Here is a 20,886-nt window from a genome sequence, read left to right on the forward strand (position 1 = left end):
CCGGGCGCGGGCCGGGGGCGCCGCGGCGTTGCCCCCCCGCCCCCGGGGGGGGGGGCCGGCCCCGCCGCGCCCCCGGGGCCCCTCCCTCTGTTGCGGCGTCAGTCGTGCGGTGCGGCGCGGCGGCGCCAGAGGACGACGCCGACGATCGCTGCGGCGAGGAGGGCCACCACGAGGATCGTTGCGGTGCCGCTGCCCGAGCCCCTGTCCGAGGCGACGGGGGCGGTGGCCCCCGGGCTCGCCGAGGAGCTCGCGGGGCTCGGCGCGAGCGAGGGCGCGTCGGTGACGGCAGCGGAGGCAGTGGCGGCGGCCGACGGGGAGGCCGGCAGCGGCTTGGCGCCGGGCGCGGCGGCGGCGAGCTTCAGCACCGGCGCGGGGTGGTCGGGCTTGGCGCTGCCCTGCGGCAGCTCGATCCAGCGGTCGACGCGGCCGCCGGAGTAGCCGACCAGCGTCTTGAAGGCGACCGACCTGGCGTCCGGCAGCTGTCGCACCTTGACCTTGTAGGCGGCGCTCTTCCCGGGTGCCAGGGCCGCCCCGGCCACCTGGAAGCCGTCCGCGGAGAGGGTGAACGTCCAGCCCTTGGGCGCCTCGACGAGCGCCACGTCGGACGGGGCGATGCCCTCCGGCAGCACGACCCGGACCTGCTTGATGCCGGCGGTGGTCGACTCCCCCTCGGCGTCGAAGGCGACCACGGCGTCCGTCGCGAGGGCCCGCGCGGTGGCCGACCCGACCTCGACATGGGCCAGCGCCGGGGCGGCGAGGGCCAGCACGGAGGCCGCGGCGGCCAGCGGCACGGCGGCGCGGGCGAGCAGACGGGATCGGTTCATGGCGCCGGTGCTCCAGGGGACGTGCTGGCGAAGGTCCCGCTCATCATGCCGCAAGCCCGGGGGCGTTTTGCCCGGAATCGCAACCTTCGATGATCTACGGACGCTCCCGCGCCGTCAGCCGCACACGCACGGCGGCGTGCACCTCGGCCTCCTCCGCCGGGTCGGCGGCGAGCCGGCGCAGGCGTTCCAGCACGCGAACGTCACCCGTGGTGGTGACATGGCGGGCGGCCAGTTCCCGGGTGGACTCCTCGCAGTCCCACAGGCATTCGACGGCCGGGCCCTCGGCGAAGTGCGGGTCGGTGGCGGCCAGGGCGCGGGCGGCGCGGCCGCGCAGCTCCGAGGAGACCGTCTCCCCGTACACGTGGCGCAGGGCGGGGACGGCTGCGGCGGCGGCCAGCCGCCCCGCACCGTCGACCAGGGTGGCCAGACCGGCTCCCTCGACGCCGCGGACGGAGATCCAGCGGCGCAGCGCGTCCACCACCAGCGGCCCGTCGGCGGGCTCGCCGGCGTCGGCCAGCAACTGGACGGCGGCCTCGCCGAGGGCGCTGTCGGCGCCGCCGGTGGCCGGGTCGGCCCAGCGGCGGGCGTGCGCCAGCGCCTGGGGGCCGCGCATCCGGCCGAGCACCTCCAGGGCCGCGGTGACGATCCGCTCGTCGACGTCGGCGGCAGCGGCCTCGATCAGGCCGGCCGCCGCGGGATCGTTGCGGTCGACCAGGTAGCGCAGGGCGGCGGTGCGGGCGCCGACCTCGCCGTGGCGGGCGGCGTGCAGCACCTCGCCGCGGTCCTCGGGCCGGACGACGGCGGCCAGGCAGCGGGCGGCAGCGGCGGCCCGGCGGGCGGCGGCAGCGGCGTCGGGCGCACCGGGGGCGGCGGCCGGGTCCGGACGGTCGGCCCAGGCGAGCACGTCGGCGGTGCTCCAGCCCGGGGTGACGCCGCCGCGGTCGAGCTGGCGCTGCCACAGGTCGAAGGGTGACTGCTCGCCGGCCGCGGCGACCCGCGGGTGGTGGGCGGCCCACAGCCGCCAGGGCCGCGGTTCGTACGCGCCGCGGATGGCGGCCCGCAGGCTCGCGTCGCCCTCCGGGCCGGCCGGGAAGCGGTCGAGGACGGCGGGGGCGAGCTGCAGCAGGGCCCGGTCGTCGTCGCGCAGGGCCAGCTCGTCGAGCGCCCACGACCAGTTCCAGCCGGCGGCGGTGTAGCCGCGCAGCAGGTCGAGGGCGTCGCGGCGGCCGTACGCGGCGAGGTGGCCGAGGACCGAGAGGGCGAGGCCGGTGCGGGCCTCGTCCTGGTCGACGGCGTCCTCGGGTGCGTGCAGGTGGCGCTTGATGCCGGTGAGCGGCGCCTCCAGCTCCATGTAGAGGCGCGCGTAGTAGAGGGAGCGGTTCTCGACCTGCCAGTCGGCGCGGGGGTCGTGGGTGACGCAGTACTCCAGGGCGTCGATCGCCTCGGCACGGTCGGCTGCCAGGGCATGCAGTTGCCCGTCGCCGCGGCCTCTCTGCAGGAGGCCGACGAGACTGGCACTGGGCGCTATCACTGGCTCGAACATGAGGTCAGCATCCGTTGCGGCGGTCGTCGAGGCAACGGGATTTCCGTCGCCGGGGGTGGATCGGTCCTGGACAGGCGCCCGGGCGCCGGAATCACCGAAGGCTACCGCTTGGGACCGTTATCTGCACACAGGGCAACGGAACGGCGGCGGAGAACAGCCGTCGGGCGCCCCGCCGGCGGTGCCGCGGCCCTGGAGGCGCCCGCCGCTCCGGCATATGCCTCTGGAAAATCCACGGACGATGTCCGCATATCCCCCACATCGGACGCGCGAATGTGGGACGCTCGTGCGACAGGCCGCCCCCACGGGGCCTCCCCCGGCCCCCCGCGGGCCGTACCCTCACCTCTCAGAACCGCAGCGAGCCCCGATGAGCCTGACCGCCGGCCCCGCACCCGCCGTGAGCCGCCCGGGAGACGTCGCCGCCGCCGAGTGGGACCTGCTCACCGACCGCGTGCACTGGTCGGACGGCGCGTTCCGCCTGCTCGGCCGCGACCGCCGCCTCGGCCCGCTCACCCTCGACGCCCTGCCCGCCCTGCTGCACGCCGAGGACCGGCCGCAGCTCTGCCACCTGGTCACCCGCATCCTGGTGCACGGGCAGGCCTGCTCCGCCACCCTCCGAATACGCCGCCCCGACGGCCGCACGGCCGTGCTGCGCTGCACCGGCGCACCGCTGATCGGCACCGACGGACGGGCCACCGCACTGCGGATGCTGCTGCGCCCGGCCTGAGGCACACCCACGCGGGCACGACCGAGGACATCCCGAGGAAACCCCGGGCGCACCCCTGCACACCCCGGGCCCACCGCCCCGGGCCCGGGCGGACGGGTCAGACCTGGCGCCGCCGCTGCGGCATCACCGCGTCGATCTCCTCGCGCAGCTCCGCCACCTCCGGCATCCCCCGGTAGCGGCCGGCCAGCCGGTACATCTCGCGCAACCGGTCCCAGGTGCGCATCGAGGAGGTCTGGTTGATCGCGTTCATCGCCAGCTTGGCCTGCAGGCACGCCGCGTCGGGCTCGCCGGAGATCCAGTACACCGAGGCCAGCGTGATCTGGTCCAGCAGGGCGGAGCGCTCCCGGCCGGCCGGACGCAGGTCGATGGCGCGCCGCGCATGGTGCTCGGCGAGCCGGACCGCGCCCGGGTCGTGCTCGGCGAGCGTCCGGTACACCAGCGCCTGCATCCCGTGCAGTTCCGCCTCGTTGAACAGCTGCATCCAGCTCGGCGGCGCCTCCTCGGCCTCCTGGACGAAGAGGTCCTCGGCCTCGCCCAGCACCCGGCGGGTCGCCTCGGAGCGGCCCAGCGAGGCCTGCGCCCACGCCTCGACGGTGTGCAGCATGGCGCGGGTCCGGGGCTGCGCGCGGTCCCCCGCGCTGGCCTGGGCGAGCTGCATCAGCTCCAACGCGTCGTCGGCCCGGCCGAGATGGAGCATCTGGCGGGCCGCCCGGGAGATCGCCTCGCCGGCCCGCGGGCGGTCGTCGGCCTCCTTCGCGGCCTGCGCGGCGATCACGAAGTACTTCTGCGCGGTGGGCTCCAGGCCCACGTCGTGGGACATCCAGCCGGCCAGCACGGCCAGGTTGGCCGCGACCGTCCACAACCGGCGCTCCACGGCCGGACTGTGGCGGTGCGTCAGGATCCCGCCGACCTCGTTCAGCTGGCCCACCACGGCCTTGCGCTGGAGGCCGCCGCCGCGGGAGGCGTCCCAGGCCCGGAAGACCTCCACGGACCGCTCCAGGGCGGAGACTTCGTCGTTGCCGACCGGGCCGGCGTCGTACACGTCCACGACCGGTTGTGCACCGCTCTGGGTGAACACGTGGCGCGGGCCGGGCCGTTCGGCGGCGTACGCCACACCGTCGCCGGTGAGCCAGTCGTGGAGGTTGTCGGCGATGACGGTGCCGGCGGCGAGCGCCGCGCCCGCACCGACCAGACCGCGTCGGTTCAGCATGAGGTCCATTCCCGTGAACTCGGTGAGGACCGCCGCTGTCCGATCCGGCTGCCAGGGCACCACCGCCGCCGTCTCCGTGGGGGTGCCCGCCCTGGTGGGCCGGTGTCGCTCGAGACCGAGGTCCTCAGTGGTGACGACACGGCCGAGCCGCTCCGTGAACACGGCGGCGAGCACCCTCGGCACCGGATCGCGGGGGATCTCCCCCTGCTCGATCCAGCGCCGGACCCGCGAGGTGTCGGTCGACAGCTGCTGCTGCCCCATCGCCGCACCGCGCCGGTTGACCAGCCTGGCGAGCTCGCCCTTGGACCATCCGGTCAGGGCGAACAGGTCGGCGAGTCTGGCGTTCGGCCCCTTGCTCACGTGAAGCCCCCAGGTTCCTCGGCTGTTTTCGACAGTAGTGGCTCTGTCACATGCCACGCGACCATTCGCCAGGGTTCGCCAGGGCACGCCACATGGTGTGCCAGTGCCAACGGGGTGTCAGGTAGGAAGGCGCCACCCCGACTTCGGAGCCGGGAAGCTGCCGGAGCGTCCACGGTTCCGGCCGACGGGCCGTCAGGGTCCGGGTCCACAGGTTCCGGGCGGACACCTCCGGGGCTCCCTCGGAGGGGGTGGCGAAGCCGGGTGGCGCGGGGGCGTCGGGCACGGCGCGGCAGGCGGACACCGCATTCCCCAGGGTGCGGAGGAGGCCCGCCCGCTCCGCGCCCGACGCCCGCACTCCACCCGGGGCCGCCCGGCCCGCCAGGGGCACCGCAAAGCCCCCGGCGCCGGGCACAGACGGCACAGCAGTCGGCCAGGAAGGGACCCTCACCAGCCCATGTACTCCACAGCCAGCACCGGCACCCGCCCGGCACCCGCCCTCGAACCGGGCAGCGCGCGCCACATCCCGGGCCAGGCCCGCCCCGCGCTGCGGCCCCCCACCGCGGCCGGCGGCCGGCCCGCGCCGCGGGGCACCGAGCTGCGCGACCCCCGCACCGCCCTGGCCCGCACCGCGCTCGCCGGACGGCCCGACCAGGCCGGCCGCCCCGTGGGCGGCCGACTGCTGACCACCCGGACGGGCGACGGCTTCGTCGACCGGGTCGACCCCGCCGCGCTCCAGACGCCCGCCGTGAAGGCCGCGCTGGCCGCCGTCTCGCGGATATGTCCCGCGTTCCTCCCCCGCCAGGTGCTGCGGGAGGGCAGCCGGCACATCCTCGTCGCCGGCACCATCGGACGCGCCCCGGTCGTCGCCAAGTGCCTTGCCCCGCAGGCCGCCAGGGACGAACAGCTGATCGCCCGCTTCCACCACGAGGTCGCCGTCTACCGGGCGTTCGTCCGGCACCGCCCGCCGGTCCGGCTGCCGCGGCTGGTGGCGGCCGACCACGACCGCTGCGTGCTGGTGCTCGAGCGGGTGCCCGGCCGCCCGGCGGCGCGCGAGCGGCACCCGGTGAACCCGCCCACCCCGGGTGAGGTGCGGGCCGTGCTCGGCGCCGTCCGGACCCTCAACCTGTGGCGGCCGCCGACCGACGTCTTCGGCAAGCCGCTCGACTACCAGCTCGAGATCGCGCGCTTCCACTCGGTCGGCCAGCTGACCGACCGGGACGCCGGCGACCTCCGGCAGCTGCTGCACGGCCTCGCCAGCAGCCCCTGGCAGCTGTGCCACGGCGACGCCCTGCTCGGCAACCTGCTGCTGGCCCCGTCCGGCCCGGTGCTGCTCGACTGGGAGGAGGCCGGCTGGTACCTGCCCGGGTACGACCTGGCGGTGCTGTGGAGCGTGCTCTCCGGGGACACCGCGGCCCGCCGCCAGATCAGCCAGCTCGCCCAGTCCGGCGGCACGCTGGCCCGGGACGCCTTCCTGGTCAACCTGGTCATGGTGCTGATGCGGGAGATCCGCCTGCACGACGTCCCGGGCGCGGGCGAGGAACAGCGCATCATGATCCGCCGCCTCTACGACGACGCGGCCCTGGCCCGCCGCGCGGTCCGCGCAGCGGTCGGCACCCGCTGACGGCACCGGAAGCGGAGTGACCACCAGGGGCAACAGGGCAAGCCCGTAGGGGCGCGGGGAACTGCTCGGAACGGGAGGAACGACGCCACACCTTCCGTCCCGCACCGTTCCCCGCGCCCCTTTCCGGGTCGGCCGAACGGCTCCCCTGCCGCGGTTACGAGGGGCGGCGGGGGTTGCCTCGGTCGAGGGCGGCGCGGCCGAGGGTGTCGAGGACGGCCTCGTCCGGGGGGAAGTGCATCCGGCTGCTGAGGACGTCGCGCAGGTACCGCTCCAGCGGGTGGCGGCGGCTGAGCCCCGGGTTGCCGGTGAGGGCCACGGCCTCCTGGACGGCGGAGCCTGCGGCCCGGCCGGCGATGAGGCGGCCGGCCGCGCTGCGGGCGACGGCCTCGCGGTCGCCGCGGTCGATGCCGGCCGCGGTCGCGCGGAGCACTTCCTCGGCGCCGATCAGCGAGGCCTCTATCTCGCCGAGCGCGTAGCGGTACCGCGGCAGTTCGGCCAGCGGTTCGGTGAGGTTGGCGGGGGTGCGCTGCCGCAGGAAGCGGATCAGCCAGTCCTGGGCGGCGCGTGCGGTGCCGAGGTGGACGGCGGAGAGCGCCAGGTCGTGCCAGGCCCGTGAGAGTTCGGCGGCGGCCTGCTGTGCGGGGTCGGTGTGCCCGGTCAGGGTGAGCCGGACGGCGTGCTCGGGGGCGACCCGGACCTTGTCGAGGATCACGTCGTGGCCGGCGCTGGCGCGCAGGCCGAGCTGGTCCCAGACCGGGTCGATCTCGAGGCCGGGGCTGTCCCCGCGGACGAGGAAGAGGCCGACCCGGGGCACGGTCTCGTCGGTGCGGGCGTGCACGGCCATCCAGGAGAGTGCCTCGGCACCGCTGCAGTCGGTCTTTCTCCCCGTCAACTCCCAGGCCTCGCCGTCCCAGTGGGCGACGGTGGCGGGCGGGGCGCCGACCGGGCCGCCGGGCTCGGAGCGCAGGGTGCCGAGCAGTGCGGGGCCGCGCCGGGACTCGGTGAGCACCCGCCGGTAGGAGGCGGCGGGCCAGAGGCCGCCGCGGGCCTGTTCGGCGTGGAGCAGCAGGGTGTGTGCGACGAGGACGGCAACGGAGGCGTCGCCGCGGCCGAGGCCGGCCAGGACGTGGACGGTGTCGGCGAGGCCGGCGCCCGCGCCGCCGTGCCGGCGGGCGACGGTGAGGGTGAGCAGTCCGGCCTCGTGGACGGCTTCGACGCCCTGGTACGGGAAGGTGCCGTCGCGGTCGTGCTCCTCCGCACGGGCGGCGAGCAGGTCGGCGACGCGGGGCAGGCGGGCGAGGGCGTCGGCGACGGCGGCGTGCTCGTCGACCGGGGTCGGTGCTGGGGTCATGTCGGTGTCTCCGGGCTGGCGGCGTGGACGCGGCGGGCGGCGGACGGCACCGGGTGGGGGCGGCGGCGGGCGGGACGGCCGACCGACGGCCCGGTCGGACGCGGGCGGCCGACGGCGGCCCGGTGCCGCGGGGACGACGAGGGGGCCGGGGCCCCGGTCATCTGCCCGGACAGGTCCCGCCTGCGTTGCGCCGCAGGTCCAGATGTCTGCGGCGGGTGAGCAGCGGGAGGAGGCATGACATGTCGGCGACTGTACGAAGCGTTGATCGCCACCGTCAAGCGCGCCCGTACCGGTCGGTTCAGCCCTGCTGGAACATCTCTGCGGGCAGCGGCTTGAGCAGTTGGTAGAGGTCGTCGGCGATGGGGCGGTCCCAGGAGGCGATGGTGACCAGCACGCCGTCGCTGCGGCCGAACTGGGAGCAGAACACCCGCTCCTCGCTGACCTTGACCTTCTTCACGATGAGCAGGTCGTCGCCGAGCATGACCGGGAAGTCCTCGGCGGAGACGAACTCCACCGGCTCGTCGTTCTCGAGGGCGGCGAGGAGCTGGCGGACCTCGAAGGGCACGTCGTCCTCGGGTTCGCGGGCGGGCGAGCCCTCCGGCAGGTTGCCGATGAACATGGCGGGGCCGCGGCCCCCGAAGAGGTCGTAGCGCAGGAAGATGCCCTGGCACGAGCCGTCCTGGGCGTTCATCGTCATGGCACCGAAGTGGCCGGGCCAGTCGCCCGGGTCCATGGCGAGCACGTCGAAGTCCGGACCTGCGGGCGAGCCCGAGCGACGGCGAAGGAATGACATGACACCATCGTACGGGGCCCCGGCCGTCCGGCCCGCGCACGGGTGCTCCGGCGCACGCGGGCGCACGGCGGTGACCGGCCGGGCATCGACGCTCAGAGACCAATGTTGACTCTGAGCAACCGTCCGGGCTACGTTCGGTTCAGCACGACAGTCGCTGTGGGCTCGCCCCACCGGGGGGCGGCTTGTTCAGGCGTGTCATGGCGCGCTTTCCCTCGCTCAGCACATCGTCGTGCGAACAGACCTGATCGACCGTCGCCGGAGCCGGCGTCCGAGGACACCGGGCCGGGGCGGCGCAGCAGTACGAACGACAACTCCACAAGCCAGGTTCGCGGGGCCCCGGCCCGTCGCACTCGCGGACCTGTCCGGGGCACCGCCGCGTGGGGGCGTGCGGATGACCCGGGCACCGGTACCGGTGTCGAGTAGCTCTCGGCACGGTGCCACACCTCCCGGCGACGACCGGCCCTTCCACGGGCCCGGACCGGCCGACGCACTCAGGTGCGTGTGGGGAAACCTCGGGAGGAACTCGTCGCCGGCGCCGGTGACGGGTAGCACAGCGGGCGCCGTGCTCGACCGCGTGGGGGCGGTCGGCACGGCGTCTGCCTGCTCCATACTGTGGGCCGCTGCTTGTCCAGCAGTCAACGAGTTTCGGACCATCAGAATTCATTTGTGACCTCCGGGGCGTCACCGGGGGTTCAGCCGGAGGTCCGCCCGGCGTTCCGTGTGCCGACCGCGGCCGGGTCAGGTCAGGTCGAACTCGCCGTCCCGTGCACCGAGGACGAAGGCCCGCCACTCGGCCGGGGTGAAGATCAGCGCGGGGCCGTCGGGGCTGCGGCCGTCCCGCATCGCGATGTATCCCTCGACGAAGGCGATCTGGACGTCGCCGGCCCCCTGGCTGCTGGAGAGCCACTCCGCCCCGTCGAGGTCCAGGACGGGCTTCCGGCCGTGCTCCGTGCCCGCCACCGTGTTGGCCGCCATACCGTGCTCCTCCCGATGTCGTCCGGCCTCCAGCGTAGCCAGCGGGGCCGTTCCGGCGGGGCGGGTTCGCCGACAGTGCGGCGGATGCGGCGGATCACCCACGGGCACGGCATCCGCTGTGGTAGACACGGCCGCCATTGGCCGGTCCGGACGCGGCGGGCTGCGAGAGTGGTGCCCTCAGGGCGTTCAGCTTCTGCAGTGCCCTTCCAGACCTTCGCAGCCCACAGGAGCAGCCGATGGACCGCCGGGCCGGTACGCGCGCCGATGTGATCCCGATCTCCGACGCCCCGTCAGCCCCCGGCGTCGGGTCCGCGACCGCGACGCGGCCCGCGTCGGTGCCCCGGCCGAGCCGGCCGGCCGGGCACGGCAGGGTCGGGGTGGTACTGGTCTCGCACAGCCACGAGCTGGCGCTGGCGGTGCGGAAGCTGGCGCTGACCATGACCGGCAGCGAGGACCCTTCGCCGGTCGCGGCGGCCGGCGGCAGCCAGTCCGACGGTCTGGGCACCAGTGCGGTGCTGGTGGCGGCGGCGGCCCGGCGGGTGGACCAGGGGCACGGGGTCGCGGTGCTGTCCGACATGGGCAGCGCGGTCTCCACGGTGCTGGCGCTGCTCGCGGACGCGGACGAGCACGGGCTGCCCTTCCCGGTGCGGTTCGCGGACGCCCCGTTCGTGGAGGGCGCGGTGGCGGCGGTGGTGACCGCGACGGCGGGCGGCGACCTGGCGGCGGTGCTGGACGCGGCCGAGGAGACCTACCGCCAGCACAAGATCGGTCGGCAATAGGGAGCGCGGAACAAGGAGCGGGTCGAGAGCCGAGTCCGGGCGTGCATCGTGAGGAGAGCGCAGCGGCGCTGCGTGCGACGAGGGATGTGCGGCCGGGCGAGAGCTGTCGGCACGCGACGCCGCGGGCCCTGTTGCCGACCGATCCGGGACCGGTCGGCCCCATTTGTGATGGAACGACCACCCGGCGGCGGGTGCCGCCGCTAGCATCGGCCGGGAGCGCGGGGCGGGGAGAGGCTCCGGCCGAACGGGGGGAGTCCCAGCATGCGCGTGGTCGTCACCGGCGGAGCCGGCTTCATCGGCGCCAATCTGGCGCGGGCCCTGCTGGCCCGGCCCGAGGTCGCGGAGGTCCGGGTGGTGGACGACCTGTCCACCGGCGACAAGGCCAATCTGGAGGGCCTGGACGTCGCCTTCCACCAGGGCACGATCCTGGACGCGGCACTGCTCGACGAGGCGTTCGCGGGCGCCGACGCGGTGGTGCACCTGGCGGCCCTGCCCTCCGTCCCCCGGTCCGTGGCCGACCCGCTGGCCAGCCACCACGCCAACGCCACCGGCACCCTGCAGGTGCTGGAGGCGGCCCGCCGCGCGGGCGGCCTGTACGTGGCGGCGGCCTCCTCGTCCTCGGTGTACGGCGCCAACCGCGAGCTTCCCAAGCGCGAGACGATGCGCACCGCCCCGATGAGTCCGTACGCGGTGAGCAAGCTGGCCACCGAGGCGTACCTGGCGGCCTACCACCACTGCTACGGGCTGGGTGTGCTGCCGCTGCGGTTCTTCAACGTGTTCGGCCCGCTGCAGCCTGCCGGGCACGCGTACGCGGCGGTGGTGCCGGCCTTCCTGGACGCGGCGCTGGCCGGCCGTCCGCTGACGGTGCACGGCGACGGCGGGCAGAGCCGCGACTTCACCTACGTCGGCACGGTCGCCCAGGTGCTGACCGAGGCGGTGCTGCGCCGGGTCGTCCACCCGGACCCGGTGAACCTGGCGTTCGGCACCCGGACGACCCTGATGGAGCTGATCGGCGAGCTGGGCTCGGTGCTCGGCCGGCCGCTGGAGACCGAGCACACCGAGCCGCGCGCGGGGGACGTCCGGGACTCGCAGGCCGACAACGGACGGCTGCGCGAGCTGTTCCCGGACGTCCGGCCGGTGCCGCTGCGGGAGGGCCTGGAACGCACCGCGGAGTGGTTCAGCTCCTGCTGACCTGCGGTTCGAAGGAGAAGACGGTGTGCTCGGCACCGGCCAGGGCGAGGGCCAGCCGGTGCCGGGCGTAGTCGTCCAGCGGGGGCAGCGCGTCCGGGGCGAACCAGCCGACCTCCAGCGACTCGTCGTCGTTCACCCGCGGCTCGCCGGCCAGCAGCCGGCAGCGGAAGGTGAGGTCGAGGTACTGGGCGCGGTCGCCGTTCGGGTACTCCACCAGCGGGGAGACGGTCACCGAGGTCAGCCGCTCGGGCTCCACGTGCACCCCGGTCTCCTCCAGCACCTCCCGGGCGAGGCCCTCGGCGGGCTGCTCGCCCGGGTCGAGGATGCCGCCGATCAGCGCCCATCTGCCGTTGTCGCTGCGGCGGTTGAGCAGGACGCGGCCGCGGTCGTCGACGATCACGGCGGCAACGCCGGAGAGCCAGAGCGGACGGGTGCCGACGAGGGCACGGAGTTCGGCGAGAAAGCTCGGGATGGCCATGGAGCGACCCTAGCCCCCGTAGCCGGGTCGGGCCTTCGTCAGCCGACCGCCGGCCGGTGGAGCGGGCGGGCCGGGGAGCCGATGACGACGGTGCCGGGGGCGATGTCCCGGGTGACCACGGCGGCCGCGCCGACGAAGGCGCCGGCGCCGACCGTGCGGCCCTGCAGCACCACGGCGTTGGAGCCGACGGTGGCCCCGTCCGCCAGCCGGACGGAGCCGGAGACGTTGCCGCCCGGATAGACGGTGACCCGCTCCCCCAGGACGGCGTCGTGGCCGACCGTCGCGTTGTAGTGCACCTGGCCGTGTGCACCGAGGCGGACGCTGCTGGAGATGTACGCGCCGCCCATCACCAGGCAGCCGGGGGCGAGCTCGGTGTCCGGGGCGATCAGTGCCCGCGGGTGGACGAGCACGGCGGGCTCGCCGCCCGCCGCGTCGAGCAGGGCGGCGAGCCGGAGCCGGACGTCCGGGTCGGCGATGCCGACCAGGTAGCGGCTGCCGGGCGGCAGGTCCTCCGGGGCGATCACCTTCAGGCCGCGCACCTCGGTGCCGCGGGCCCGGTCGTCGAGGAAGCCGGCGACCGGGACGCCGGCCGCGAGTGCGGTGTCGAGTGCCTCACGGCCGACGCCCCCGGCGCCGGCGATCCACAGCTGGTCGGTCATGGCTCCATCATCGGGTGGCGGCGGCGGTCGGGGCGACCTGCTCGGCCTCCCGCGGGGCCATCAGCGGCACCACGACCAGGTCGGGTGCCTCGGCGGGGGCGGGGAAGCCGGGGTTGACGCCGCCGGCGGCGGTGATGCCGGCGGGGCGGAGCAGCACCTTGACGGTGAGCAGCAGGATGCGCAGGTCGAGGAGGAGGGAGCGGTGGGCGATGTACCAGAGGTCGAGTTCGATGCGCTCGGGCCAGGTGATCGAGTTGCGGCCCTTGACCTGGGCCCAGCCGGTGAGGCCCGGGCGGACGGCGAGCCGGCCGCGCTGGCGGTCGGAGTAGTGGACGACCTGCTCGGGCAGGGTCGGCCGGGGGCCGATGACGCCCATCTCCCCGCGGGCGACGTTCCAGAGCTGGGGCAGTTCGTCGAGGCTGGTGGTGCGCAGCAGGCGGCCGAGCCGGGTGATGCGTGGTGCGTCCGGCTCGTCGGCGTAACGTTTCTCCCGCATGGTGCGGAACTTGAGGATGTCGAACTCCTTGCCGTGCCGGCCGGTGCGGGTCTGCCGGAACAGCACCGGCCCGCCCATGGTGCACCGGATCAGCACGTAGACGAGCAGGCCGAGCGGGATCGCGACGATCCCGGCCGTCGCGGCGATCAGCAGATCACCGCCACGCCTGATTCCTCCCCCAACAGGCTGCATGCTCTCCCCCCAGGACGGATGTGTGGTGTGCGGGCCCCTCAGCCGGCCGTCCAGGGCAGCTGTCGGACCCTGGCGACGGCCGCGTAGGTCTCGAGCGAGACCCGGGCGACCGCGCGCTGGTCGAACTCGGCGAGTGCCCTGCTGCGGGCCGCGGTGCCGAGCCGGGTGCGCAGGTCCGGCCCGGTGAGGAGCCGGTCCAGCGCCGTGGTGAGCGCCCGGGCGTCGCCGGGCGGTGCGAGCAGCAGGTGCTCGCCGTGGGTGCCGATCTCCCGGCAGCCGCGTATGTCGCTCAGGACCATCGGCAGGCCGCCGGCCGCGGCCTCCATGGCCGAGCGTGAGAAGCCCTCGCGGTAGGAGGGCAGGACGAAGACGTCGAGCGCCGCGTACAGCTCGGGCATGTCGGAACGGGCGCCGAGGAACTCCACGCCGCTCTCGGGCCCGCCCAGGGCGTCCGGCTTGTCCGGGTCGGGCGGGCCGATCCAGACGAAGCGGGCCTTGCCGGCGAGGGCCCGGGCCGCCTCGGCGTACTCCCGGATGCCCTTCTCGGCGACCTGCCGGCCGACCCCGCCGACCAGCAGCTCGCCGTCGGACACCCCGAGCTCGGCCCGCAGCCGGGCGCGGGCGGCCGAGCGGTCCTCGGTGAACCTGGTCAGGTCGACGCCGTTGCCGACCACCCGTGAGCGGTGGCGCGGCACGGCGCGGGCGAGGGTGCGGCGGTCCTCGGCGTTCTGGTACAGCTCCGCGTGCGAGAACCGGCCGGCCAGCGCCTCCACGCCGAGCACGAAGGCGCGCTTCGCCCACGGGTCATGGGCCTGCGCCCAGAGCCCGTGGCAGGTGTTGACCACCACCGGGACGCCGGCCAGCCGGCCGAGGATCCGGCCCAGCACCCCGGTCTTGGGGTTGTGCGTGTGCAGCACGTCCGGCCGGATGCGGTGCAGCACGGCGAGCAGCTCCCGGCCGGCGGCCGCGTCGGCCCGCGGCTGCCAGGAGCGGGTCAGCGAGTGCAGCGGCTCGTGCCGCACCCCGATCGCCTCCAGCTGCGGCACGTACGGGCCGGGTGCGCTGATCCCGTAGGTCTCGAAGCCGGCCTCCACGTCGACCGTGAGCTCGGTGGCGAGCAGCAGCTGCAGGCTCATGTCGACGGTGGTCAGGTGGGCGACCCGCAGCGGGCGGCCGCCCGGGCCGCGCAGCCGGGGCGCGGGACGCGGGGCGCCGGCGGGGACGCCGGTCACGGCGGGCTCAGGCACGGGCGCCCACCGCCTTGGCGGTGGCCACGATCCGGGCGTAGGCGCGCTCGGGGATCAGCCGACCGTGGAGCTTGGCGCGGAAGAAGTCGATCGGGTCGGTGCGGCGGACGGGCACCCGGCAGAACCGGGCCGGGTCCGAGCCGGGCAGGTTGCGGCCGACCTCGCCGGTGGCGGCGGTGCGGAACCGGGCCCGCAGGGCGACGGCCATGTGCGGCACCGGCACGCCCCAGGTGTAGGCGAAGTGCCGGGGCCGGGTGCCGAGGTGCTGCTCCACGTCGTCGTTGCAGCCGTCGAGCTCGGCGGTGGTCAGCAGGACGGGCCGGGCGTGGGTGCGGGTGTGGTTGGCGACCGTGCACAGGCCGGAGTCGGCCATCTCGCGCAGCTGCTCCCAGCCGAGGCCGGGCGCGGCCGGGCCCTTGGCGGTCGAGCCCTCCCAGCGCATCTCGCCGCCGACGTGCCCGCTGGCCAGGTAGACGGTGAACGGCAGGCCGCGCTCCTTGAGCAGCGGCCAGGCCCGCTCGTACACGTCGGCGAAGCCGTCGTCGAAGGTCAGCACGGTGCTCGGGGTGCGGCGGTCGGCGGCAAGCCGGTCGCCGGCCTCGTCGATGGAGACGACCCGGCCGGGCGGCAGCTCGGCGAGCAGGTCCAGCTGGGCGGTGAAGTCGACGGTCGCGACGTCGAGCTCGTCGGCGGTGCCGCCGCCGATCCGGTGGTAGATGAGGAAGGTGGCGCCTTCTCCGGGCACCGAGCCGGCGGCGCGGGCCAGGCCGCGCTTGAGCGTGGTGCGGAACCCTCCGGCAGCCGCGGGCGCGGCGGTCGTCCCCATCGTTCTCCCCTCCGCGGCGCCCTCCCCGGCGCCGTCGTACCGGCCCGTGCCCGGGGTGGTGGCGCCCGGGCGGGAACCACAGTAGGGGGAAGTGTGGGGCTGCTGCCCCGAAAATGTGAAAGAAGCGGGTAGGCGGGCCGAAAACCGGCCGGTCCGGTCATTCCCGGGCGCTTTCCGGCCAGGAATCGGAGGCGCGGGCGGGCGGGAATCGGGGCGCGGGCGGGCGGGAATCGGGGCGCTCGCACGCGGGGCCGGCGCAGGGGGCGCGAGGGGACCGGGCTCGTGGGACCGGGCTCGAGAGGGCCGGAGAGGCGGAGCGGCCGGGAGGGGTCCGTCAGCCGACCCGGGCGGGCTTGCGCAGCCAGGCCACGGCGACCCGAGCCAGCACCACGACACCGGCCGCCAGGCAACCCGCGACCGCCATCGCCCAGGCCGGACCGTCGCTCTCCGGCACCAGGACGGCCACCAGGATGCCCACCACGATGCAGGCGGCACCGACCAGCGTGAGAAGCAGCTTGTGGCGCTCCAGCGCGCACCCGCTCCACATCCGTGCCCATCGAGTCAGGGACTCGTGACCATCCGTGTGCACCATGTCCTCCACGCTATCCGAGCACCCCTCCCCCGGCATACCGCCCAGTGTCCACGAGAGCGCCGGAAAAGCGCCCGCGCACGACGGACGAAATTTCGCCGACGACCGTACAACCATCCGTCGGGCCCGTGGGTCTCCATTACATTGAGCGATCCAGGAGCCGTTCGCAGCCGGGCAGGGAGTCCTCGGCGCGGACCGGATCACACCGGGGGCGGAGCCGCCGCACCCGGGGTCGGAGGCCGGGCTCCGCCTGCCGACGGTACCGCCACGCCGTACTGCGGCGACCTAGGGGGGAACCGCGTGCCGTACTCCGATTCGACGACCGTCAGCGCCCTGCCGACCACGACCGTCCGACGCGACCCTGTGCACACCCACGACCGCGCCCCGCTGCGCAACCGCGGCAGCTGGCTCCGCCTCACCCCGGTCCAGCCCCTCTTCCGGGCCCGCGCGGCCCAGCGGCTCGCCGTCCTCGCCTACCACGGCGTCACCGACCCGCGCTCCTTCGGCGCCCAGCTGGACCGGCTGCGCCGGCTCGCCAACCCGGTCTCGCTGACGGCCGTCGAGCGGGCCGTCACCGAGGGCCGCCCGCTGCCGCCGCGCTCGGTGCTCATCACCTTCGACGACGCCGACCGCACCGTCTTCACCCACGCCCTGCCCCTCCTCGCCGCCCGCGGCATCCCGGCCGCCGCCTTCGTGATCGCCGAGCTCATCGGCACCGACCGGCCGTTCTGGTGGCACGAGGCCGCCTACCTCGCCCGGCACGGCGGCCGGGCCCGGCTGCTGCCCGGCAGGGCCACCGGGCGGCTGCTCGCCCGTCTGCGCGAGCTGCCCGACCCGGACCGCCGGCGCTGCCTGCAGGAGCTGCGGGTCAGCGCGGACCGGCTGCCGCCGCGGCAGGAGCAGCTGCACCCCGAGGACCTCCGGGCCCTGCAGGCCGCCGACATCGCCATCGGCAACCACACCCTGGGCCACCCCTGCCTGAGCCGCTGCGACGACTCCACCGTGCAGACCGAGATCACCGCGGCCCACCTGGCCCTCACCCAGTGGCTCGGCGAGGCGCCCACCGCCTTCGCCTACCCGGACGGCGGGTACGACCCGCGGGCCGACGCGGTGCTGCGGCGGCTCGGCTACCGCCTGGGCTTCCTCTCCGACCACCGGCTCGGCCCCCGACTGCCCGCCCATCCGCTGCAGATCAGCCGGCTGCAGGTCGACTCCACGACCGGGACGAGGCGCTTCGACACCATCCTCTCGGGGCTGGAGCCGGCCGTGCAGCGCTGGCGCGGGGCAACGGTCTAGCAGAGGCATACGGGCCGGCCACAAAAACAGGGGCGCGGGGAACTGCGCGCAGTGGGAAGGCAGACGCTCGATGCCTTCCGACTCGCGCCGTTCCCCGCGCCCCTGGTGGGTTTCCCGTTGCCCGTTGGCTGTCAGGGGGTGAGGAGGCGGGTGCGGAGGGAGGCGGTCAGGGTGTCGTCGGCTCCGAGACGGGTGGCGGCGTAGGCGGCGACGGAGCCGTAGCGGGTGGTCAGGGCGGCGAGGAAGCGGCGCATGATGTCTGCGGGTGCGCGGCCGTAGCCGGGCCAGACGAGGGTGAGGTCGGGGTGGCGGGCGTGCCACTCGGCGACCAGCGTGGCGGTGGCGTGCTCGGTCCGGGCGAAGTCGGCCAGGATGTCCTCCTCCGCGACGCCGAGCAGGGTGAGGACGAGGGCCGCCACGATGCCCGTCCGGTCCTTGCCCGAGTAGCAGTGGAAGGCCAGCGGGGCGTCCGCGGCGGCGATCACCCCCAGCACCTCGGCCAGTTCGCCGGCGCCGTCCTCGGCGACCTCGGCGTAGCGCTCGGCGAGGTACGGGCCGGGGTCGACGTCCGGCCCGAGGGCGGCCTGGTCGTACGGGCGGTGCTCGATCGACAGGTTGTGGAAGGCCAGCCCGGGGAAGTCCGGGATGCGGGCGGTCTGCGCGATCTCCCACGGGTAGCGCAGGTCGATCACCGTACGGATGCCGAGCGCCCGGAAGCGGTCCAGGTCGGAGCCGTCCAGCTTGCCCAGCGAGTCGGAACGGTAGAGCAGGCCGGGTCGGACGGTGCGGCCGTCCGCCGTCCGGTGGCCGCCGAGGTCGCGGAAGTTGCACAGCCGGTCGAAGGTGATCGTTTCGGTCATGCCGTCACCCTACGAACGGACGGCCCGTCGGCGGGCCGGAACGGTGCAATCGCCGCCGGGCGGCGGCTCAGGCCGGGACGGGGCTCGAGATCAGCCGGCCCTCCGGGTAGCGGGCGGCGGCCTCGGACAGGACGGTCGGACGGCCGCTGTGCAGCACGGTCAGCGTTCCGCCGCCCGCGGTGACGCCCGCACCGTCGAGCCGGCGCAGCGCCTGGGCGGCCACCGCGTCCGCGGAGCCGTACAGCCGCAGGCCGGGGGCGGCGGAGTCGGCGAGCGCGGCACGGATCTCGTCCCGGACGAGTTCGTAGTGGGTGCAGCCGAGGACGACGCCGGTGGTGCCGGCCGGGGTGCGGGACGCGGCATCGGCGACGGCGGCCGTGACGGCGGCCCGGTCGCCGCGCTCCACGGCGTCCGCGAGGCCCGGGCAGGCCACCTCGGCGACCTCGGCGGAGCCGCCGAAGTCCGCGATCAGGCCGCGCTGGTAGGCGCTGCCGGTGGTGGCCGGGGTGGCCCAGATCGCGACCCTGCCGCCCTCGGCCGCGGCCGGCTTGATCGCGGGGACGGTGCCGATCACCGGCAGGCCCGGCTCCAGCTCGGCCCGCAGCCGGGCCAGGCCGTGCACGGAGGCGGTGTTGCAGGCCACCACCAGGGCGTGCGGCTCGAGGGCGGCGGCCGCCCGGGCACAGGCCAGGGCGTGCTCGGCGATGTCCTCCGGGGTGCGCGGGCCCCAGGGCATGCCGTCGGGGTCGGAGGACAGCACCAGGTCCGCGTCGGGGCGCAGCCGGCGCAGGGCGGCGGCGGCCGCGAGCAGTCCGAGTCCGGAGTCCACCAGTGCGATCTTCACAGGGGACGACTCTACCGAACCGTCCCGCACGGGAACCGCTGCGGACGGATCCGGTGCGGCAGACTGCCAGCGTGACCGTGCTGCAGTGGGTGTCCGCGCTGTCCCTGGCCGTCTGGGTGTGGCTGGCCTGCTGCCACGGCATGTTCTGGCGCACCGACCAGCGGCTGCCGCCCCGGCCCGTGCCGCGCAGGTGGCCGTCGGTCGCCGTGGTGGTGCCCGCCCGGGACGAGGCCGCCGTACTGCCGCACTCGCTGCCCGGGCTGCTCGCCCAGAAGTACCCCGGCTCGGCCCGGGTGATCCTCGTCGACGACCACAGCTCCGACGGCACCGGCGCGATCGCCGGACAGCTCGGCGAGGGCGGCGGGCTGCCGCTGACCGTCACCACCCCTCCCCCGCTCCCCGACGGCTGGACGGGCAAGCTCTGGGCCCTGCGGCACGGCGTCGAACTCGCCGGCGACACCGACCACCTGCTGCTCACCGACGCCGACATCGCCCACGGCCCGACCCTGCTCGCCGACCTGGTCGCCGCCGCCGAGGCGAACGGCCTCGACCTGGTCTCGCAGATGGCCCGGCTGCGGGTGGAGACCCGGTGGGAGCGGCTGATCGTCCCGGCCTTCGTGTACTTCTTCGCCCAGCTGTACCCGTTCCGGTGGAGCAACCGGCCCGGGGCCGCGACCGCCGCCGCGGCGGGCGGCTGCACCCTCGTCCGGCGGGAGGCGCTGGAGCGGGCGGGCGGCGTGGCCGCGATCCGCGGGGCCGTCATCGACGACGTCAACCTCGCCCGGGCGGTGAAACGCACCGGCGGCCGGACCTGGCTCGGGCTCGCCGAACAGGTGGACAGCGTGCGGCCCTACCCGCGGCTGGCGGAGCTGTGGCGGATGGTGTCGCGCAGTGCCTACGCCCAGCTGCGGTACTCGCCGGTGCTGCTGGCCGGGACGGTCCTGGGGCTGGCCCTGGTGTACCTGGTGCCGGTCGTTGCGGTGGTCGCCGGGGCGGCCTCGGGGTCGGCGTGGACGGCTGCCCTCGGCGGCGCCGCCTGGGCGGTGACGGCGGGGACGTTCGTCCCCATGGAGCGGTACTACGGGCGGCCGGCGGCGGAGGCGCTGCTGCTGCCGTTCACGGCGGGGCTGTACCTGCTGATGACGGTCGACTCGGCGGTACAGCACTGGCGCGGCCGGGGAGCGGCCTGGAAGGGCCGCACGTACAAGTAGGGCCGCCCGGAACGGGGGAGCGGAGAACTGCGCGAGTCGGAAGGCATCGACCATGTGCCTTGCCACTGCGCGCAGTTCTCCCCCGGCCTTCGGCCGGGAGGTGCCCCCGGCGTCAGGCCGAGATGCGGTGGGCCTGCTCGGCGACGCGGCGGCCGAGGTGCTCGGCGGTGGCCAGGTCGGACTTGTGCATGGCGTCGGCGCCCTGGTCGCCGTTGGACTGGGCGGCGGCGCCGAGCCACACGCCGAGGCGGTTCAGGTCGAACTCGGAGGCGGTGGACTTGTTCCAGCCGGGCAGCAGGCCGAGGTTGACCCACATCATGCTGTGCTGGGCGGCGAACAGCGACAGCGACTGCAGGCTGTGCAGCTTGTCGCCGCTCTTGGCGCCGGAGTTGACGAAGCCGGCGGCCAGCTTGTCCTTCCACTGCTGCTTCATCCAGCGGCCGCTGGTCTTCTCGACGAAGGTGCGGAAGGCCGCCGACACGTCGCCCAGGTAGGTCGGCGAGCCGAAGATGATGGCGTCGGCGGCGTCGAGCTGCTCCCACTGCTCGTCGGTGATCTGGTCGACGGCGATCAGGTGGACGGTGGTGCCCGGAACGTCCTCCGCGCCCTGGCGGACGAACTCGGCCTGGCGGGCGGTGTGGCCGTAGCCGGAGTGGTAGGCGATGGCGACGCTGATCTCGCGTGACATGCTGTCAGATCCCTTGGTTGGAAGGAGGGCGGAGCGGTCGCCGCGCGCTACGCCCGCGAACGACCCGACGTATGGATGCTGCCAGCTGCGGCAACGCCGTTACAACGCCGGATCGACGGGTCCGATCAC

General features: G+C 75.2%; 21 protein-coding genes. 6 read left to right on the plus strand and 15 right to left on the minus strand.

Annotated elements, in window-relative coordinates; genetic code table 11:
- Window positions 1–98: 98 nt before the first annotated feature.
- Complete coding sequence (locus AB0M03_RS27690) at window positions 99–824, minus strand: DUF1775 domain-containing protein (protein ID WP_363495633.1); 726 nt, start codon at window positions 822–824, stop codon at window positions 99–101.
- Window positions 825–918: 94 nt separating this feature from the next.
- Window positions 919–2,367 carry a HEAT repeat domain-containing protein gene (locus AB0M03_RS27695; RefSeq protein ID WP_363495636.1) on the minus strand — a complete coding sequence of 483 codons (1,449 nt, stop codon included), beginning with the start codon at window positions 2,365–2,367 and terminating at the stop codon, window positions 919–921.
- Window positions 2,368–2,731: 364 nt separating this feature from the next.
- Between AB0M03_RS27695 and AB0M03_RS27700 the strand changes: the two genes are divergently transcribed.
- The gene (locus tag AB0M03_RS27700) at window positions 2,732–3,091 is read left to right on the plus strand and encodes a PAS domain-containing protein (RefSeq protein WP_363495639.1); all 360 of its coding nucleotides are present in this window, start codon (window positions 2,732–2,734) and stop codon (window positions 3,089–3,091) included.
- 97 nt (window positions 3,092–3,188) lie between these two features.
- Here AB0M03_RS27700 and AB0M03_RS27705 read toward each other — a convergent pair whose 3' ends face one another.
- Window positions 3,189–4,661 (minus strand): hypothetical protein, encoded by a 1,473-nt coding sequence (locus tag AB0M03_RS27705; RefSeq protein WP_363495642.1) that lies wholly within the window; start codon window positions 4,659–4,661, stop codon window positions 3,189–3,191.
- Between the two features lie 454 nt (window positions 4,662–5,115).
- Between AB0M03_RS27705 and AB0M03_RS27710 the strand changes: the two genes are divergently transcribed.
- A complete protein-coding gene (locus AB0M03_RS27710) occupies window positions 5,116–6,282 on the plus strand; it encodes an aminoglycoside phosphotransferase family protein (RefSeq protein ID WP_363495645.1) in 1,167 nt (388 codons plus the stop codon).
- 154 nt (window positions 6,283–6,436) lie between these two features.
- Here the strand turns inward: AB0M03_RS27710 and AB0M03_RS27715 are convergent, their stop codons facing one another.
- The 3 genes from AB0M03_RS27715 to AB0M03_RS27725 all read right to left on the minus strand — a co-directional run bounded on the left by AB0M03_RS27715 (window position 6,437) and on the right by AB0M03_RS27725 (window position 9,401).
- Window positions 6,437–7,633, minus strand: coding sequence for an acyl-CoA dehydrogenase family protein (locus AB0M03_RS27715; protein WP_363495648.1), 1,197 nt, complete (start codon window positions 7,631–7,633; stop codon window positions 6,437–6,439).
- A gap of 298 nt (window positions 7,634–7,931) precedes the next feature.
- The gene (locus AB0M03_RS27720) at window positions 7,932–8,426 is read right to left on the minus strand and encodes a hypothetical protein (protein ID WP_363495651.1); all 495 of its coding nucleotides are present in this window, start codon (window positions 8,424–8,426) and stop codon (window positions 7,932–7,934) included.
- Window positions 8,427–9,164: 738 nt separating this feature from the next.
- Window positions 9,165–9,401: a DUF397 domain-containing protein gene (locus tag AB0M03_RS27725; protein WP_363495654.1), complete on the minus strand. Its 237-nt coding sequence runs from the start codon at window positions 9,399–9,401 to the stop codon at window positions 9,165–9,167.
- A gap of 236 nt (window positions 9,402–9,637) precedes the next feature.
- On the opposite strand from AB0M03_RS27725, the gene AB0M03_RS27730 reads away from it, so the two are divergent.
- Together AB0M03_RS27730 and AB0M03_RS27735 are read left to right on the plus strand one after the other, a co-directional pair.
- On the plus strand, window positions 9,638–10,180 hold the full coding sequence (locus tag AB0M03_RS27730) for a PTS fructose transporter subunit IIA (RefSeq protein ID WP_363495657.1): 543 nt from the start codon (window positions 9,638–9,640) through the stop codon (window positions 10,178–10,180).
- Between the two features lie 261 nt (window positions 10,181–10,441).
- Window positions 10,442–11,371 (plus strand): NAD-dependent epimerase/dehydratase family protein, encoded by a 930-nt coding sequence (locus AB0M03_RS27735; RefSeq protein ID WP_363495660.1) that lies wholly within the window; start codon window positions 10,442–10,444, stop codon window positions 11,369–11,371.
- Here AB0M03_RS27735 and AB0M03_RS27740 read toward each other — a convergent pair.
- The 6 genes from AB0M03_RS27740 to AB0M03_RS27765 all read right to left on the minus strand — a co-directional run bounded on the left by AB0M03_RS27740 (window position 11,358) and on the right by AB0M03_RS27765 (window position 15,861).
- Window positions 11,358–11,849, minus strand: a complete 492-nt coding sequence (locus tag AB0M03_RS27740; RefSeq protein ID WP_363495663.1) for an NUDIX domain-containing protein — start codon at window positions 11,847–11,849, stop codon at window positions 11,358–11,360. The genes AB0M03_RS27735 and AB0M03_RS27740 overlap by 14 nt on opposite strands.
- Before the next feature lie 38 nt (window positions 11,850–11,887).
- Window positions 11,888–12,508, minus strand: coding sequence for a NeuD/PglB/VioB family sugar acetyltransferase (locus AB0M03_RS27745; RefSeq protein ID WP_363495666.1), 621 nt, complete (start codon window positions 12,506–12,508; stop codon window positions 11,888–11,890).
- A gap of 7 nt (window positions 12,509–12,515) precedes the next feature.
- Complete coding sequence (locus tag AB0M03_RS27750; RefSeq protein ID WP_363495669.1) at window positions 12,516–13,196, minus strand: sugar transferase; 681 nt, start codon at window positions 13,194–13,196, stop codon at window positions 12,516–12,518.
- Window positions 13,197–13,234: 38 nt separating this feature from the next.
- Window positions 13,235–14,443, minus strand: coding sequence for a glycosyltransferase family 4 protein (locus tag AB0M03_RS27755; RefSeq protein WP_363495672.1), 1,209 nt, complete (start codon window positions 14,441–14,443; stop codon window positions 13,235–13,237).
- Window positions 14,436–15,269, minus strand: coding sequence for a polysaccharide deacetylase family protein (locus tag AB0M03_RS27760; protein WP_363495675.1), 834 nt, complete (start codon window positions 15,267–15,269; stop codon window positions 14,436–14,438). The genes AB0M03_RS27755 and AB0M03_RS27760 overlap by 8 nt, the downstream gene beginning before the upstream one ends.
- A gap of 334 nt (window positions 15,270–15,603) precedes the next feature.
- On the minus strand, window positions 15,604–15,861 hold the full coding sequence (locus AB0M03_RS27765) for a hypothetical protein (RefSeq protein ID WP_363495678.1): 258 nt from the start codon (window positions 15,859–15,861) through the stop codon (window positions 15,604–15,606).
- Between the two features lie 297 nt (window positions 15,862–16,158).
- Here AB0M03_RS27765 and AB0M03_RS27770 point away from each other — a divergent pair, with 297 nt between their 5' ends.
- On the plus strand, window positions 16,159–17,154 hold the full coding sequence (locus AB0M03_RS27770) for a polysaccharide deacetylase family protein (protein ID WP_363495681.1): 996 nt from the start codon (window positions 16,159–16,161) through the stop codon (window positions 17,152–17,154).
- A 131-nt stretch (window positions 17,155–17,285) separates the two neighbouring features.
- Here the strand turns inward: AB0M03_RS27770 and AB0M03_RS27775 are convergent, their stop codons facing one another.
- Window positions 17,286–18,014: a tyrosine-protein phosphatase gene (locus tag AB0M03_RS27775; RefSeq protein ID WP_363495684.1), complete on the minus strand. Its 729-nt coding sequence runs from the start codon at window positions 18,012–18,014 to the stop codon at window positions 17,286–17,288.
- A 67-nt stretch (window positions 18,015–18,081) separates the two neighbouring features.
- Window positions 18,082–18,858 (minus strand): aspartate/glutamate racemase family protein, encoded by a 777-nt coding sequence (locus AB0M03_RS27780; protein WP_363495687.1) that lies wholly within the window; start codon window positions 18,856–18,858, stop codon window positions 18,082–18,084.
- A 71-nt stretch (window positions 18,859–18,929) separates the two neighbouring features.
- Here AB0M03_RS27780 and AB0M03_RS27785 point away from each other — a divergent pair, with 71 nt between their 5' ends.
- Entirely contained in the window at window positions 18,930–20,069 is a 1,140-nt protein-coding gene (locus AB0M03_RS27785) for a glycosyltransferase (RefSeq protein WP_363495690.1), read from the plus strand.
- A gap of 112 nt (window positions 20,070–20,181) precedes the next feature.
- Here AB0M03_RS27785 and AB0M03_RS27790 read toward each other — a convergent pair whose 3' ends face one another.
- Window positions 20,182–20,757 (minus strand): flavodoxin family protein, encoded by a 576-nt coding sequence (locus AB0M03_RS27790; RefSeq protein ID WP_363495693.1) that lies wholly within the window; start codon window positions 20,755–20,757, stop codon window positions 20,182–20,184.
- Window positions 20,758–20,886 lie beyond the last annotated feature (129 nt).

Origin of the sequence: Kitasatospora sp. NPDC051914 (genome assembly GCF_040680995.1) — a bacterium.
Lineage (GTDB): Bacteria > Actinomycetota > Actinomycetes > Streptomycetales > Streptomycetaceae > Kitasatospora.

Bases quoted from the DNA above. Each gene is read 5' to 3' on its own strand.
- AB0M03_RS27760 (WP_363495675.1), bottom strand. From the start codon at position 15,269: ATGGGGACGACCGCCGCGCCCGCGGCTGCCGGAGGGTTCCGCACCACG.
- AB0M03_RS27745 (WP_363495666.1), bottom strand. From the start codon at position 12,508: ATGACCGACCAGCTGTGGATCGCCGGCGCCGGGGGCGTCGGCCGTGAG.
- AB0M03_RS27700 (WP_363495639.1), top strand. From the start codon at position 2,732: ATGAGCCTGACCGCCGGCCCCGCACCCGCCGTGAGCCGCCCGGGAGAC.
- AB0M03_RS27725 (WP_363495654.1), bottom strand. From the start codon at position 9,401: ATGGCGGCCAACACGGTGGCGGGCACGGAGCACGGCCGGAAGCCCGTC.
- AB0M03_RS27775 (WP_363495684.1), bottom strand. From the start codon at position 18,014: ATGACCGAAACGATCACCTTCGACCGGCTGTGCAACTTCCGCGACCTC.
- AB0M03_RS27715 (WP_363495648.1), bottom strand. From the start codon at position 7,633: ATGACCCCAGCACCGACCCCGGTCGACGAGCACGCCGCCGTCGCCGAC.
- AB0M03_RS27690 (WP_363495633.1), bottom strand. From the start codon at position 824: ATGAACCGATCCCGTCTGCTCGCCCGCGCCGCCGTGCCGCTGGCCGCC.
- AB0M03_RS27740 (WP_363495663.1), bottom strand. From the start codon at position 11,849: ATGGCCATCCCGAGCTTTCTCGCCGAACTCCGTGCCCTCGTCGGCACC.
- AB0M03_RS27765 (WP_363495678.1), bottom strand. From the start codon at position 15,861: ATGGTGCACACGGATGGTCACGAGTCCCTGACTCGATGGGCACGGATG.
- AB0M03_RS27750 (WP_363495669.1), bottom strand. From the start codon at position 13,196: ATGCAGCCTGTTGGGGGAGGAATCAGGCGTGGCGGTGATCTGCTGATC.
- AB0M03_RS27735 (WP_363495660.1), top strand. From the start codon at position 10,442: ATGCGCGTGGTCGTCACCGGCGGAGCCGGCTTCATCGGCGCCAATCTG.
- AB0M03_RS27790 (WP_363495693.1), bottom strand. From the start codon at position 20,757: ATGTCACGCGAGATCAGCGTCGCCATCGCCTACCACTCCGGCTACGGC.
- AB0M03_RS27695 (WP_363495636.1), bottom strand. From the start codon at position 2,367: ATGTTCGAGCCAGTGATAGCGCCCAGTGCCAGTCTCGTCGGCCTCCTG.
- AB0M03_RS27720 (WP_363495651.1), bottom strand. From the start codon at position 8,426: ATGTCATTCCTTCGCCGTCGCTCGGGCTCGCCCGCAGGTCCGGACTTC.
- AB0M03_RS27730 (WP_363495657.1), top strand. From the start codon at position 9,638: ATGGACCGCCGGGCCGGTACGCGCGCCGATGTGATCCCGATCTCCGAC.
- AB0M03_RS27710 (WP_363495645.1), top strand. From the start codon at position 5,116: ATGTACTCCACAGCCAGCACCGGCACCCGCCCGGCACCCGCCCTCGAA.